The sequence below is a fragment of the Anoxybacteroides rupiense genome (assembly GCF_014196195.1).
GTDB lineage: Bacteria > Bacillota > Bacilli > Bacillales > Anoxybacillaceae > Anoxybacteroides > Anoxybacteroides rupiense.
The window spans coordinates 136,692-151,425 of sequence record NZ_JACIDF010000008.1; the positions used below are offsets into that span (position 1 = coordinate 136,692).

General features: G+C 43.5%; 14 protein-coding genes. 5 read left to right on the forward strand and 9 right to left on the reverse strand.

Annotated features, from left to right (window positions below; all coding sequences use genetic code 11):
• Positions 1–693 precede the first annotated feature (693 nt).
• Complete coding sequence (locus GGQ95_RS13710) at positions 694–1,668, reverse strand: aldo/keto reductase (protein WP_159719962.1); 975 nt, start codon at positions 1,666–1,668, stop codon at positions 694–696.
• A 678-nt stretch (positions 1,669–2,346) separates the two neighbouring features.
• Complete coding sequence (shc, locus tag GGQ95_RS13715; RefSeq protein ID WP_183186963.1) at positions 2,347–4,221, reverse strand: squalene--hopene cyclase; 1,875 nt, start codon at positions 4,219–4,221, stop codon at positions 2,347–2,349.
• Positions 4,222–4,314: 93 nt separating this feature from the next.
• Here shc and GGQ95_RS13720 point away from each other — a divergent pair, with 93 nt between their 5' ends.
• Together GGQ95_RS13720 and GGQ95_RS13725 are read left to right on the forward strand one after the other, a co-directional pair.
• Positions 4,315–5,454, forward strand: coding sequence for a DUF2515 domain-containing protein (locus GGQ95_RS13720; protein ID WP_183186964.1), 1,140 nt, complete (start codon positions 4,315–4,317; stop codon positions 5,452–5,454).
• The gene (locus tag GGQ95_RS13725) at positions 5,390–5,848 is read left to right on the forward strand and encodes a CBO0543 family protein (protein ID WP_172798629.1); all 459 of its coding nucleotides are present in this window, start codon (positions 5,390–5,392) and stop codon (positions 5,846–5,848) included. Before GGQ95_RS13720 ends, GGQ95_RS13725 begins: the two co-directional genes overlap by 65 nt.
• A gap of 123 nt (positions 5,849–5,971) precedes the next feature.
• Here the strand turns inward: GGQ95_RS13725 and GGQ95_RS13730 are convergent, their stop codons facing one another.
• Positions 5,972–6,172 carry a hypothetical protein gene (locus GGQ95_RS13730; RefSeq protein ID WP_044746386.1) on the reverse strand — a complete coding sequence of 67 codons (201 nt, stop codon included), beginning with the start codon at positions 6,170–6,172 and terminating at the stop codon, positions 5,972–5,974.
• Positions 6,173–6,198: 26 nt separating this feature from the next.
• Positions 6,199–6,330, reverse strand: a complete 132-nt coding sequence (locus GGQ95_RS18620) for a hypothetical protein (protein ID WP_255458134.1) — start codon at positions 6,328–6,330, stop codon at positions 6,199–6,201.
• A 773-nt stretch (positions 6,331–7,103) separates the two neighbouring features.
• On the opposite strand from GGQ95_RS18620, the gene GGQ95_RS13735 reads away from it, so the two are divergent.
• Positions 7,104–7,616 (forward strand): DoxX family protein, encoded by a 513-nt coding sequence (locus tag GGQ95_RS13735; RefSeq protein WP_159719964.1) that lies wholly within the window; start codon positions 7,104–7,106, stop codon positions 7,614–7,616.
• A gap of 275 nt (positions 7,617–7,891) precedes the next feature.
• Here GGQ95_RS13735 and GGQ95_RS13740 read toward each other — a convergent pair whose 3' ends face one another.
• The 4 genes from GGQ95_RS13740 to GGQ95_RS13755 form a co-directional block, all read right to left on the reverse strand.
• Positions 7,892–8,806: a pseudouridine-5'-phosphate glycosidase gene (locus GGQ95_RS13740; protein WP_044746384.1), complete on the reverse strand. Its 915-nt coding sequence runs from the start codon at positions 8,804–8,806 to the stop codon at positions 7,892–7,894.
• Positions 8,807–8,818: 12 nt separating this feature from the next.
• Positions 8,819–9,907 (reverse strand): carbohydrate kinase, encoded by a 1,089-nt coding sequence (locus GGQ95_RS13745; protein ID WP_183186965.1) that lies wholly within the window; start codon positions 9,905–9,907, stop codon positions 8,819–8,821.
• Positions 9,908–10,249: 342 nt separating this feature from the next.
• The gene (locus GGQ95_RS13750) at positions 10,250–10,783 is read right to left on the reverse strand and encodes a PilZ domain-containing protein (RefSeq protein WP_236546264.1); all 534 of its coding nucleotides are present in this window, start codon (positions 10,781–10,783) and stop codon (positions 10,250–10,252) included.
• A 21-nt stretch (positions 10,784–10,804) separates the two neighbouring features.
• Entirely contained in the window at positions 10,805–11,521 is a 717-nt protein-coding gene (locus GGQ95_RS13755; RefSeq protein WP_066148520.1) for an EAL domain-containing protein, read from the reverse strand.
• Positions 11,522–11,743: 222 nt separating this feature from the next.
• On the opposite strand from GGQ95_RS13755, the gene GGQ95_RS13760 reads away from it, so the two are divergent.
• Positions 11,744–12,082 carry a helix-turn-helix domain-containing protein gene (locus GGQ95_RS13760; RefSeq protein WP_044746378.1) on the forward strand — a complete coding sequence of 113 codons (339 nt, stop codon included), beginning with the start codon at positions 11,744–11,746 and terminating at the stop codon, positions 12,080–12,082.
• Positions 12,083–12,434: 352 nt separating this feature from the next.
• Positions 12,435–13,193 (forward strand): SDR family oxidoreductase, encoded by a 759-nt coding sequence (locus GGQ95_RS13765; protein WP_044746376.1) that lies wholly within the window; start codon positions 12,435–12,437, stop codon positions 13,191–13,193.
• 167 nt (positions 13,194–13,360) lie between these two features.
• Here the strand turns inward: GGQ95_RS13765 and GGQ95_RS13770 are convergent, their stop codons facing one another.
• Positions 13,361–14,566 carry a trans-sulfuration enzyme family protein gene (locus tag GGQ95_RS13770; protein ID WP_183186966.1) on the reverse strand — a complete coding sequence of 402 codons (1,206 nt, stop codon included), beginning with the start codon at positions 14,564–14,566 and terminating at the stop codon, positions 13,361–13,363.
• Positions 14,567–14,734: the final 168 nt, after the last annotated feature.

Genomic DNA, 14,734 nt, shown 5'->3' on the forward strand with positions numbered 1-14,734 from the left:
AACGACGAGACCCGTGTTAGTACGTATAAGTAAAATGCGGGGAGCGATGTTTTACACAAACACGGCGCTAGCAAAACTCCGATAAAAATACACCAATCATCAATAAAACTTGGGGCAAGGCCATAGGGAGAAGAAAAAAAGGGAGCGAAGTCGCCACCTCGATCTCCAATTACAAAGAGGGGCATCGTTCTTTTTGGTCCTTCCGCTTCGTCAAACAGGAAAAACAGCTTATGTGTTTCACTACGAAAAAGCATATATTGTCTTCCGCCCCTGGCCTATTGCTAGATGTAGCTAAACATGAACAAAGAATACAAAAAGGTTATACGCCTTTCGTCGCTGTCGCAGGAGATTCGCTCTTTCCAAAACAAAAGCGATGACAAACGCATACACTATTCTGGTTATAGCCTAAAGGTGCATGTTTGAAGAATCAGAAACCAGTCACTTGCTTTTTTCACGCGAGCGCATAAAAAAACCGAACAACGACGCTTTTAGACTCCTTCCTATGAAGCGGTTCGTTGTTCGGACACCGATCGTTAAAGATCCACCTAATGAACCTCCCGTCTCCACTCCGTTTAGAGGGGGAGATTTCTCGGTAAATGTGTTAAATTACAGCCCACGAACAAAGAGCTTACATAGCACAAAGTGATCTCCTGCCCGTTGTTCGCTTCACTGCTTCATTGATACTCCCCTAAATTAAGGAAGCTCGCGGCCCCTTGAGCTGACATAGAGAGCATACCATTCCTCTCTTGTCAATGTCGTATTGAGGGCCTCCGCGCATGCCCGAATACGGACTGGATTTGCCGTACCAATCACAGGCTGGATTCCTGCCGGATGAGCCATCAGCCATGCTAGCACGATCGCTTCCGGTGTTGTTTGTTTCTGCTTTGCCATTTCTTGAACGAGTTCTGCCGTTTGTTTCATCGACTGAGGTTGTCCTTCTAATGATCGTCCCGAAAATACACCTTGTGCAAGTGATCCCCATGCTTGAATCTGAATATTTTCCAATCGGCAGTATTCAAGGGTGCCTTCAGGAAATACACTTTCTTTCGCAGCTTCTTGATTAACATGAACACCTGTTTCCAGCCAGCCGATTTTCGCTAAACTCATTTCCAGCTGGTTAATGATCAACGGCATATCACAATACGATTGCAGCAAGCGGATCTGTCCAGCGCTCATGTTCGATACGCCAAACCAATGGACTTTTCCAGACGCTTTTAATTCCGTAAACACTTGGGCTACCTCTTCCGGATCCATAAGCGGATCAGGGCGGTGAAGCAGAAGAATGTCGAGATACTCCACTCCAAGCCTTGTTAAAATGCCGTCCACACTACGGCGAATATGTTCCTCTGAGAAATCATACCGTTTCGGAGCACTTGGACTTTCTTTAAAACGAATTCCACATTTGGATTGAATGAATATTTTTTCTCTTAGCTCGGGCTGCTCTTTGAGTACTTCACCAAATACTCTTTCAGCTTTACCTAAGGCATAAATATCAGCGTGATCGAACATGTTGATGCCCACCGAAAGGGCCGATTCGATCGCTTCGTGCGCTTGCTTCACATCCTCTTTTGTAATCGGGTGCTCATTCCATCCACCGCCAAGCCCCATGCAGCCTAATACAAGCCGGCTAGCGGAAAGACCATACTGATGCAACGGCAATGGTTTCATTTTTGTTCCCCCCATCTTCACCATCCATTCCATTTCATACGTCGCCGAATCCGTTCTTCATAGACAGGCGAGCATCCTAATATATAAATGTAGAGTCCAAATGATATATGTAAATAACATTCTCAGCCTACTTATTCTCGTTTTTTTCTGCTGCTATCAACAAAACAAGATACCCCCTATGTTCCTTTACTCTGTATGTCAAAAAGTAGAGAGCGTTGATAACAGCGGCTGTCATCAATCAATCACTTCATGGGAAGTCAAGTATCTTCTGCATGCGAAAAGGGCCCCGTGCTAAGAATTATCACATATCAGACATCACAACGCAAAGATGTTCCAGCGGAAAGCCCCATCAACAAAGTGACAAATAGAGCCGACCAGACCATGAAACGCCATTGCGATTTTAGATATGTTGAATCGCAGCCAATCGAACGAGTTTGTTTTGGGACGTATGAAATCGATTTCAGTTATGCTAGCTTATATCATAGCGGAAAATCCATATTTTTTCTATGTAAAAAGAGCAAAACAGCCGGAAAAAGATCCGTTTTTCTTTCTAATCGTTCAGAGAGCGTATACATGTCCACAGACTCGCCTCCGGCCGTTAGGAGAATCTGTATCTCTCTTTTTATTGCCTGATTTCATTCGCCGCTCGCCTTTCTAGGAATCGAGCACTCTATAATGTTAAGACTTTTGCGAAGTAAACGATCCGTATTTATTCTCGTAATGGCTCAACGCCAAAAGCGGAAAAACGTAACGATAACTGTGATAATGAATATAAAATCCCCCTGCCATCCCTTGACCGGTCGGATAAGAGACCGTCCAATCTTTGCTATTGAGCGATTGTTGCAAAAAACGAAGCGCCGCTTCCATTTCAGGAATAGGCTGATCGAATACGGCAACCAACGCATCAAGAGCCCATGCTGTATGAACCGCCGTGCTAGTCCTTAGCGGTATATACGCTTTAGCGCTGTCACTTTTACAAGATTCTCCCCAACCGCCATCACTGTTCTGAATACTTAACAGCCACTTAATCGCTTTTTGCATCGACGAGTGCGTGGAAGGAACCCCGACAGCAGCCATTCCTGTTATCGCCGCCCATGTGCCGTACAAATAACAAATTCCCCATCTCCCATACCAAGAACCATTTTTTTCTTGATGATCCATTAACCATTCTACCGCATAAGCAACAGTTGGATGATCTTTTGTTAAACGTGCAAATGTACCAAGAAACTCCAAAGTTCTTCCCGTTAAATCGGCCGTTGATGGATCTGACAGCAAAAACTCCGCCCCATCGATTGGCAAATAACGCCATAGTCGACGATCTACATTTTTTTCAAAAGCAGCAAAACCGCCATCATCATTTTGCATAGAGAACAACCAACTGATCCCTCTGTCCCACGCTTGACGAAACGCTCCTTCTTCTGATGCCATTCGGTAAATCGCTCGTAAAGAAGCGGTCGTATCATCAAGATCTGGATTGATCGTATTGATATCAGAAAATCCCCATCCTCCCGGTGGACTGTATGGGTTATGTATCGCCCAATCGCCATATCGATAGTGCTGACGAGAAAGCAGATAGTGATTCGCTTTTTGAATGGCATCATCTGTCGGCGGCACTCCTGCTTCCTGCAATGCATAGCTGGCTAATGCTGTATTCCATACATGTGCCGTCGTATATTGTATGTGCGTCTGTCCATCAATGGTGCAGCGAAAATTTTTTAATCCCTCAATGGCTTGAGCAATCACAGGATGGTCTTTGGAATATCCTTCTGAAAGAAGCGCAAAAATCATTAAAAAAGTGGCGCTGAAATAACTATAAAAAGTTCCATCTGTCTCTAAATGTTTCAACATATACTGAATCGCGCGCTGCTTCGCTGCCGCGCGAATATGCGCAGGCCATCCAAGAATCGATTGTTTCACATAGGAAAGAAACCCGCGGTCTGTACGCATCTCTCGCCAGTCCTCTCCCTCCCCGCGCATTCCCAATAACTCCGAAAGATTGGGGCTTTTGCTCGTTTTCCGGCTGTATTTGTTATCCAACAAAACTAAGAGTGGCGTGAGATTAGCACGCCCGTATACCGAAATATCAAAAAAGTGCAGCGGAAATGAAGGTGGTAAAAGTAAAAATTCTAATGGAAGCGGAAAAAACGGTGGCCAGCGATACTGTCCCGTCAAAGCTAGCATAAATTTCGTAAACATATGAGCATTTTCGATCCCCCCCATTTCTAAAATCCGTCTTCTCGCTGCTCGCAAACGAGGATCGCTTTTTCGCCGGTAACCAGAATAAAGTAACGCATAATAAGCCTCGACTGTTGCGCTTACATTTCCGTCTCCCTCATCATAAAATAGCTTCCACGCCCCATTATTTTCCTGCCTGCTTTCAATTCGTTCCACCAGCGATTGGATAAGTTGTTCATCATTTATTTCTAAAGAACGTAATAAGATGATCATATAAGCATCTGTCGAAATACCTGTTTCAAACGGATGGCCCCATGATCCGTCAGAAGCTTGCGCCCGTTTTAACAAAGCGACCAATCGGTTCCGTTCATCCGGCATTGCCTATCTCCATCCTTTTCCTGTAATCTCACCGCTTTCTCTTTCATACTTATTCGTATAGAAGCCAAATGATTCACAGAAGGAGTGATTCGCATGTGCTGGTTCAAGAAGAAAGCTCCTTCCCTTTCTCCCTTTCTCGCCGCTATTCAAATGGAGTTGAAAAAGAAAAAACGAAGAGGCAATCGCATAACCGAACAAGATTTATCCGCGGAAGAAAGCAGTTTACTACGACAAATTCGCGTCCGCACACAAATAAGCAATGTGAACAATATTACAAGAACCGCTGCCTATCTTGATTTTTATCAGAGGCATCGCGAAATTCATTGGGCATTTTTAGGACATATGGTTTCGCGAAACGGTGGCTGGAATATGACTGACTTAAAAGGAGAATGGCTGCTTGCTTTGTTGACAGAAGAGGAGCAGCAAGCTTTTTTTTCTTTTTTAGAAAGAGGCAACTGGTTGATTTTTCAAGATATTTATCCGCAATTTTTGCTGTATGAAGAAAGTAAAAAACGAGGAATCCCTTTATTTTATCTTTTACCATGTTTTCATGTGTCATTATTTATGGAAACGATTTGGAATCATTTTTGGCGCTACAACGATCCATATATCCTTGCCATCGCCCTCGTCATTAATGAGCAAAACTATTTAGAAAAACGGGTCATTCAGCATCCTGTCTTTCAAAAAAAAGTCTTTGAAGCACTTGAATTTAAAATCCAGGACTTTTTCAGCCTGAATCACATTTTATTTCCGTATGAGGATGAACAAGGTCAGACGGTGCTAATGGGTGAAACGATTCATCACTTTCAGTCGCTACATGAGCGAATCATGCTCGGCAAACGGCTATATGCTCTATTATTCCAAGACAACGATACATTGGAGAGAGCCGTGCGTTGGGCATCGCGCCACCCACACACAGGAACGAGAAAAGACTACTGGCCACATCTCTTTAATGATGTCCGTGAATCGCTGCCTGGCCAGCCATACCGCCGCAGAATAAAAGATTGCCAGATTTCAGAAGGAGAGCCGCGCATTTATAGCCCGCCGCTTTTGTATGTTTGGAAAAATGTCGAGCATCAAGAAGCGGAACAAGGAGATTGGTTCACAGACCCAAGCGTTGTCCATTATTTAGCGAAAAACAGTGAATGGTTGAATGGAGAGATCTCAAATGCCTATTGTAAAACGCTCGAAAAATTGGAGCTGGCAGCAACCGCCAAAAGCCACTTATTCTAGTTTTTTTAGAACCGAAACGAAGCGGGCCTATATCGCTTCTGCCCTTCTTTCATCTTGGCTTGGAACATATTTGGATTTATACTTCACAGGAAAAGGCTGGTATACTTTCCCTCAACGTCCGCTGGCTGCGATTTTTCCTATTCATATTCTCTTTACAACACTAGGACTTTCCGCCTTTTCCCTGCTTTTTCTTTTCATTATGACCAAGCTACAGCCTTGGCAACGAAGTTTATTTGCGGTCGCTCTAAGCTTTTGGATGGCTCTTTTGGAGGCAGGGGCAGAGGCTGCAGGCTGGTTGATTCATACCTCTCAATGGAGCCACACCTATTCTTTTATAGGATATTGGCTATTTATCAACATCGTTTGGCGTTTTTTCCGCTGGATGTGTTTTTAGCGATAGGAAATAACTGGGATTCATGATGTATTCTAACCAACACGAAAAACAGCAGTTTTAAAATTGAAGGAATTTTACGAACGTTGCTTTTTTATGCTCGAACCATGGACAGACAACACCGGCTTAGCGCTTCCTGCGAATAACATGGAGGAGGTAAAACATCTGAGCAATGATAAAGGAAAGCAAAAGCACGATGATCGTCCCAAAAATATAAACAGCCCCTTCTGCCGGGTCTCCTCCATTATCCAACAAACTCCCAAACAACATAAACAAAATGAAGCTCGCACCTACAACAAGAAAAAAAATGCTAATATATTTTGCCATCATTCTCCCCCATATTGTTTATTTTTTCAAACTAAAAAGGGTGCTGATCGGTTTGAAGAGAGATACAACAAAGTATTTTCACCCTCATAACGCTCAAGAAACGGCTCCACATCTTGCTTCAATGCCGCTAAATCTTGATGCTTGCGCCATTCGCTCATCTCTTCCACCTCCACTTTGTGATGAGACAGGAAACTTCTCGATCAATATGTTAAAAAACGAATCAAGAGGGCTCCATTGATGATGTTTACCAAACAGTGAGACTTATTTACAACTTAACTTGAAGATTGAAAAACTCCGCATCTATGCAAATGTTCATACGATACGTTACATCTATTATATATAATTCGGATGAAACAAACGACAGATTGATGGCTGAAAAGAGAAAGCGCTGGCCTCTGCTTTCCAATGACCACGAAAGGCAAGCAAAGGATAGAAACGATGATTCTTCTTTTTTTGGTTCGTTTTCAACCGGCAGCTTTCATTCCTTCAACGAAATAAACGCATCCATAAATGTTCATCCTTTTATCTGTAAAAGCTCTTGACTATGCCAACTATTCCCACTTATGATAAAGCTATTAAGCTATCACAGCTAGAATAACCGATCCTTCATGACGATAAACAACTATCTTTTTATCATAAATGGCATCTGAAGATAGCATAAAGAATTTGTGGAGAACGGACGGCTGAATCAACTCGGCCAACGTGCCATCCTTGCGCATATGGGTGACAAAGACTGAAAAACGGGCCTAAACTTCATATCAATACAAAATCAAAATGTTAAGCTGTATCTGTAATAGTCAAGATAGACCGAACAAAATGATATAAAGGCAGATTGAGCGACTGACCGTCAGCCATCGAATGAAGGTTGGACAAACAATCTGCATTTATATAAATAAAGAAATATAAAAACTTATAGAGGGGGACTATGGGGATGTTTATAAACTGGTTAAGACAGCAGGCCAGCGCAGCCTTCATTCTACTGTTAATACGGCTCTATCTTGGCTATACTTGGCTGACAGCAGGATGGGAAAAGCAAACCGGCGAGTTTGATGCAACCGGCTTTTTAAAAGGAGCGATCGCTAACTCCTCAGGTGAGCATCCAGCCGTCCAAGGATGGTGGGCAGCGTTTTTAAAGCATGTCGCTTTGCCAAATGTCGAATTTTTTAATGTGCTAGTAGTATGGGGAGAAATTCTGGTTGGTGCCGCATTGATCCTTGGCATATTTACAACTTTCTCAGCGCTTATGGGAGCCGTGATGAACTTTGCCTTTATGTTTTCCGGCACAACCAGCACCAATCCGCAGATGGTACTGCTTACCTTCTTTTTGCTCGTTGCCGGCTTTAATGCAGGAAAATGGGGGGTGGATTATTGGGTAATTCCCTATCTTCGTCAGCGTTTCCGCCGCAACCCTTCATACCCAAATCAAACCACGAGACATCTATAGCTCTTTCAAGCGAGCAGCCACAATCGTTTAACAGGCTGTTTTGATGGCCGGACGCCCAAACACCGTTGTTGATCGTCCATTCATCGATCTATCAAGCGGTCGGTCGTTCGGTTTTTTATGTTTTATCGTACAAAGACGCTGCAAACTTTTCTGATCGTTGAGACACTCGCTTTTTGATACTGTTCACTCCTCTTGCGGAAGCTATAAAAAGCGCCCACTGCTATTAAGCAGCAAGCGCTTTTTATATTTGCCGTTATGAATTTCTACCTCATGCTTTATAAGCACAAATGAGCCGCAATTTTCGCCGCCAGTACGGCATTGTTTTTCACTAAGGCGATGTTCGCTTCCAAACTTTTTCCTCCGGTTAATGCTTTAACTTTGTCAAGCAAGAAAGGCGTGGCGGCTTTTCCTGTAATTTGTTTTTCTTCCGCTTCCCTCAATGCGGCGGCAATCATTGAATTAATATATGCTTCTTCCAATTCCGCTTCTTTTGGAATCGGGTTCGCAATCACAAGTCCGCCATTTAAACCAAGTTCCCATTTTGTCTGAATAAACGCAGCGATTTCCTCTGGAGCATCAAGGCGATAATCGACCTTGAACGGACTTGTCCGCGAGTAGAAAGCTGGCAACGTTTCCGTGCCATAACCGATGACCGGTACACCATGCGTTTCTAAATATTCCAGCGTCAATCCCAAATCTAAAATCGATTTCGCTCCAGCGCACACAACCGCTACATTCGTTTGCGCCAATTCCTGCAAATCGGCGGAAATATCCATCGTTTGCTCAGCGCCGCGATGGACGCCGCCAATGCCGCCTGTCGCAAACACTTGAATTCCCGCCATATGCGCGCAAATCATAGTCGCTGCTACTGTCGTCGCTCCGTGCTTTTTCATCGCAATGACGTATGGCAAATCGCGGCGGCTTACTTTTTCAATTTCTTTGCTTGTTCCCAAAAACTCCAATTCTTCATCATTCAAGCCAATTTTAATTTTTCCGTCCAAGATAGCGATCGTTGCTGGCACAGCACCATTTTCCCGAATGAGCTGTTCCACTTCCTTCGCTGTCTGGACATTTTGCGGATATGGCATTCCATGGGAGATAATGGTCGACTCTAAAGCGACAATCGGTCGCTTTTCTTCTATTGCTTTTGCTACTTCTTTTGATAGTACAAGTACATCTTTTCCATTCATTTGTTTGGCCTCCTATGAAAAATAGTGTTGGCATGTTTGGTTCAATACATGTTCATTCAGTCTCGAACAAACCGTTTCCTTCGTCTGCAACGCAATGATGGAGCTGCTCATGCCAAGCCGGCACGCATCAGCAAACGATTTTCCTTGATTCATTCCGTATAAAAATCCGGAAACGAACGCATCGCCCGCTCCTGTTACATCGACAACGTCGACCGACGGCGCAGCGATCGTCCCACTCTCTCCGCGCTGGGTTTTGTACGTAATCCCTTTGGCGCCGCAAGTGATAACGACATGCTCGACGCCAAGAGAAAGAATGTAATCATCTGCCGCTTCTGTTCTTTCTCCTTCCATTCCTGCGAGGGTGAGCGCTTCATCTCGGTTAGCAATCAACCATGTCACACCGCGGAGGTCGCTAGGCAGCTTTTTCATCTTGGGGGCCGACACAGGCGCGACACACAACGGAATCCCTTCCTCGCGACAGCGCTCAATCACAAATGTTAACACCTCGCTCGGAAAATTCGTATCCAATAGCACAATAGAAGCAGAAGAAATATACGGCCATCTTTTTTGAATAAAATCAGTGGTAATCGTGTCATAAATCGCCATATCAGCTAGTGCAATGACCATTTCTCCTTTTTCATCTAAAACAGCCGTGTAGGTGCCAGTATGAGCATTGGTTTGCTTTGCAATCTGGCTCATATCGACATAGGCACCTGTCGTCGCCAGCAGCCACTCTCCTTCCTGATCATCGCCAACAACGGTTAAAAGAGAAACCGATTCGCCCAGCCTTCCTAAATTTTCAGCAATATTTCGCGCGACTCCGCCGCAGCTTTGCGTAACAGTGACTGGATTGGAGGTACCAAACCGAACGGTTGAGAGCGACTGCGCTTTGCGATCGACATTCGCCCCCCCAATGCATACAATCCGCGATGGTTCTGGAAGCACATAGGCCCTGCCAACGATTTTCCCTTGCTTGGTTAACGAAGAGATGTAGCCTGCCACAGCCGAGCGCGAAAGCTTAAGCTGTTCAGCTAATTCTTGTTGTGTAATAAATGGATTTTTGCGAATGAGTGTTAAAATTCGTTGCTCTTTTTCATTCATCTGAATGCACCTCAGCATTCTCAAACATTTGTTTAAATTATAAACAAATGTTTATCGTCTTGTCAATCAATCACAAACATCTCATTCACACTCGTAAATTAGGAAATCTTTTCTGTACATCTGCACTTCGGATCATGGCTGCAGCCTTTGAACATGCCCTCATTTTCTTTTTCAAAAACAAGCAGTATGCCTAATCATGCTGTTTCAAAAAAAGAAGCGTAAATTCGCTTCATCCGTCATTAAATGGTTTTGTTGAAACAGCTTTCACATTCCCAACTTAATAAACTGTATATCAAAATGTTTTTTTGCACGACTTGAAGAAAAACGGACCATAAAGCCCGGTCATTCTGCATTTTTTCTCCTTTCAATTTCTAACCTTTGGATCAATCGATGCAGTTTCTGCTGATCTCTTTGATGCAGATCAACAAATTCTATTCCATAGATTACATGGTTTATCAGCTCTTCCTTCCGCACAATCCTCCCTTTCAGAGAGAAAGGCTCACCATCAATAACAAAATAAATCTGTAAAAAAATTTGTTTTCGGACAGGCAAATCCAACGTACAACTTATTTGTAAACCCGTACGGCTTATATCATTAATTTGTCCTGTTCCCTTTTTATTTTTAAGGTTTCCTAATGGCTGATTTCCAGATTCAAGCAATTCAAAATGACATTCCTGCTCAAACAATTTCACGCGAAAGGCTTTTCTTTTCTCCTTATCTTTTAGCTTGATCTGCAAATCGGTTACCGATTCCTTCAACGTATGAATTTGCTCTTCCTTTTTTCTTAATTGTTGCTTATAAAAGGCATGAAAAAGGATAAGAGAGAAGATAAGTAAAAATAGGCACACGAAAATTGCGCTTATCATTATTTCCATATCAACAAACCCTCCCCTCTTTTAGTTCACCCCGCGAACTGGCGATGGCTTCCCTAATAAATATCCTTGTCCTAAATGAATGCCTAATGCTTTGGCCATCGCTAGATCCTTTGGCTCTTCGATTCCCTCCAAAACAACATATATATTTCTTGGCTGGCAAAACTCCAAAAGCAGTTGGATTTCGTTTTGCTTTTCCTTTGAAACAGATAAATCGACAGCATAGAAACGATCCAGCTTGACGAAATCCGGCTCCAACTCCATGACGGTTCGCATAGACGTCTCCCCTTTGCCGAAATCATCAAGAGCAATGGCATACTTCTTACTCTTTAAAAAACGGATTTTTTCTTTGAGCAAGCCTACATCTGACACCTTTTGCGCCTCATTAATTTCCAATACAATATTGCGATTAGAAAACGAGCAGTTTCTGATTTTTTCAAGAAAATCTGGAAATGAAGGATGAGTGATTGTAGAAGGATACGCATTCACAAACAATTGGGTATGTTCCACATAAAACGATGTCAAAGCACGATCAATGGAACAAATATCCAAATCATACAATTTATCTTCTGCCATGGCCCATTGAAAAAGACATTCTGGATTTTGAAAAAACTCGCAGCGCAGCAAGGCCTCATATCCGAATATTTGCCAATTTTCCAATACATAGAGCGGTTGAAAAACATGACGAAACCTTCTCTCGCGAATAATGTCTTCTAGTATAGCTCCGTTTGTGTTCAACATAGCATATAACCCCCTAATGACTATGCCTTCTGTTTCCCTGTTCCGTCTTTTATAAATGCCCGCTGAACAGGCATTTGCATAGATTAACCAAGCGATCCATTTTTTTCGACATTTTTTGTAAAGCGATAATATCTATAGTATATCACTAATATGATTTTAATATCTATTGTCTCTGGGTAAAATTTAAAGATTAGGGCTACTGTTACCTAGAGAGGTGGTAAAATGAGTGACTTACCGAAGATCATTGGAGAACGTATTCGAAAATTTCGTAAAGAAAAGGGGCTAAGCCAAGAGGAGTTAGCTCATATGGCTAACCTCCACACTACTTATATTGGACAGTTGGAACGCGGAGAAAAGAATGCTACTTTAGGGAGTATAGAAAAGGTGGCTAATGCCCTAGACATTTCGCTGGAAGAACTTTTTCGATCCATTCATTCTCATTCAGATTCTCAAGTGTATACCCTGTCTCAAATCATTACCCACTTGCAAGCAATGAGCGTTAAGGATCAAAAAACCATTCTTAAATTGCTAGAGATATTACTGGAATGGAAAGAGCAGTAAAAGCAGTCGTTTCACAAATAGGTTTAAAATTGAGGCGGAATTTCTATACTCCTCCGCCCCTTTCAACTTCATTGCTCCATATGGATGCATGCTGCTGTCGATTGCAGCCCTCATACGTTCGTCCAAACTCAACATCACATGTGATATGGACAACCATTGAATCCCTCCTGTATTTTTGCATGATAAAAGCAGCCAGCCCACAAACTTTCTCCTTTTAAAAGCGATCATAGAAAAAGCATCCTTCATAGCGAAGAATCATTTACAAGATATTCACAATTATTTCATAACTCATACTTCAAAAATGATACAATACTATTATGGACGTTCTTATTTTTAAGTGGGGGGGATTATAGTGAAGCTACAAAATAAAGTTTCTATTGTTACTGGAGCTGCATCAGGCATGGGGAAAGCGATCGCCGTTTTATTTGCCAAGGAAGGAGCCAAGGTCGTTGTTTCTGATATGAATGAGAAAGGCGCCTATGAAACGGCGGAGGAAATTCGCGCAAACGGCGGAGAAGCAACCGCTGTTACAGTAAATGTTGCCAAGGAAGAAGATGTTCAGCAATTAATTGACACAGCTGTTCAAACATATGGAACGTTAGACATTCTTGTCAATAATGCGGGAATTATGGATAATTTCGTACCAATTGCAGACCTAACAGACGAGCTGTGGGAAAAAGTTTTGGCAGTCAATACGACTGGACCGATGCGAACCATGAGAAGAGCGATGCCGATCTTTTTGAACAAAGGACATGGTGTGATTATTAACATTGCCTCCATCGGAGGGCTATACGGCTCAAGAGCTGGAGCTGCCTATACCGCTTCCAAGCATGCCGTGATTGGCTTAACCAAAAACGTGGGATTTCAATATGCCAATATGGGCATCCGTTGCAACGCGATTGCCCCTGGGGGCGTCAATACGAACATTGGCACAACAATCAATCATCCTAATCCGTTCGGGATGGAACGGGCAACCGCTGGAATGAACGCCAATCCGAGGAGCGGCGAGCCAGAGGAAATTGCCAAAGTCGCTCTATTCCTTGCTTCTGATGATTCAAGCTTCGTCAATGGCACCGTGATTACAGCTGATTCTGGTTGGACCGCTTATTAAATCGTTTCGCTTTAACAGCGTTCCGAAAGAAGTCTCCCATCCTCAAGGAACGGAGCGACAGCACAGTGAGTAGGTGGGAGACTTCTTTCGGAAATTACGTAAAAAAAAGAATACACCTCCCCTACCTACACTCCGTTAAAAAGTGGGGGGCTTCTCGGTCGATCATGTTAAATCGCCTGTAATGCCTTCCATATATCTCTTTTCAAATCATCAATATGCTCAATTCCTACCGAAAACCTTACGAAATTAGCAGGAATTCCGGCTACCTTCATCTGCTCCTCCGACATAACGCCGCTCCACATGGCTGCTGTATGAACCACAAGAGAATCAACTCCTCCTAAGCTTACGGCGTTAAATGGCAATTGCAAAGCAGATACAAAACGTTCCGTTTCTTCATATCCGCCTTTAACAGCGAAAGCAATAACAGCCCCAAATCCACGCATTTGCGATTTAGCTAATTCATGCTGAGGATGGCTTGGGAGGCCAGGATAATACACACGCTCAATCTGCGGTTGCTGCTCTAAAAATGTGGCTAACGCCAATGCATTGGCGTTAATGCGCTCCATTCGCAGCGGGAGCGTACGCAAGCCGCGCAGAAGCAGCCATCCATCCATCGGCGACAGCACAGAACCAATCGAAATATGGGTATGCCAAATTCGTTCAGCCAAGTCTTGGTTTGTACAAATGACGCCAGCTGTCAGATCATGGTGCCCTCCTAAATATTTCGTCGCACTATGAACAACCATATCGATGCCCCAATCATGCGGACGCTGATTGATTGGTGAGGCAAACGTATTATCCGCGATAGTAAGAATGCCGTGCGAACGTGCTAATTTCGCTACCGCTGCTAAATCTGTCAGCATCAGCGTCGGATTGGCCGGCGTCTCCACCATAATCAGCTTTGTATTAGGGCGGATCGCCTGCTCGAAAGCGTGGATATCCGCTTGCTCGACCAACGTCACTTGGACGCCAAACCGCGGCAGCAATTCATCCATAATCTTCGCCGTGCTCATATAGTGACGTGTCTGAGCAATTACATGATCCCCTGCGCCCACTAAAGATAATACAGCTGTCGCAATCGCCCCCATTCCAGATCCCGTAACAAGCGCCGTTTCGGTTCCTTCAAGCTCCGCCATAATTTTCTCCACGCGCCGATGTCCCGGATTTCCGTAACGAGTATAATACTGAGGATGTCTAGGCGTTCCTGCCATTTCGGCAAACTCATCAGAATCCTGAGCACGAAACGTTGCTGTATAATAAATGGGCGGCGCAATGGTATAATCATTCGTTCGATCGTCATCACCGTGAATCACCAGCGTCTCCGTTCTCATTGCCTCTACATTCCCATTCTCGCGATCATGATCTTTCCCCATACTATCTACTCTCCTTTTAAACTGAAATCCTTACATAACAATGTTATCCTGCTGCTGTTCCTATTGTGCACTCTAGCGTTGAAAGATATAGACATGAAACAAAAACGCCATGTTTCCACTAACCAATAGAGCTACGAGTCGATTTTTGACCCTACTTAACCATCAAGT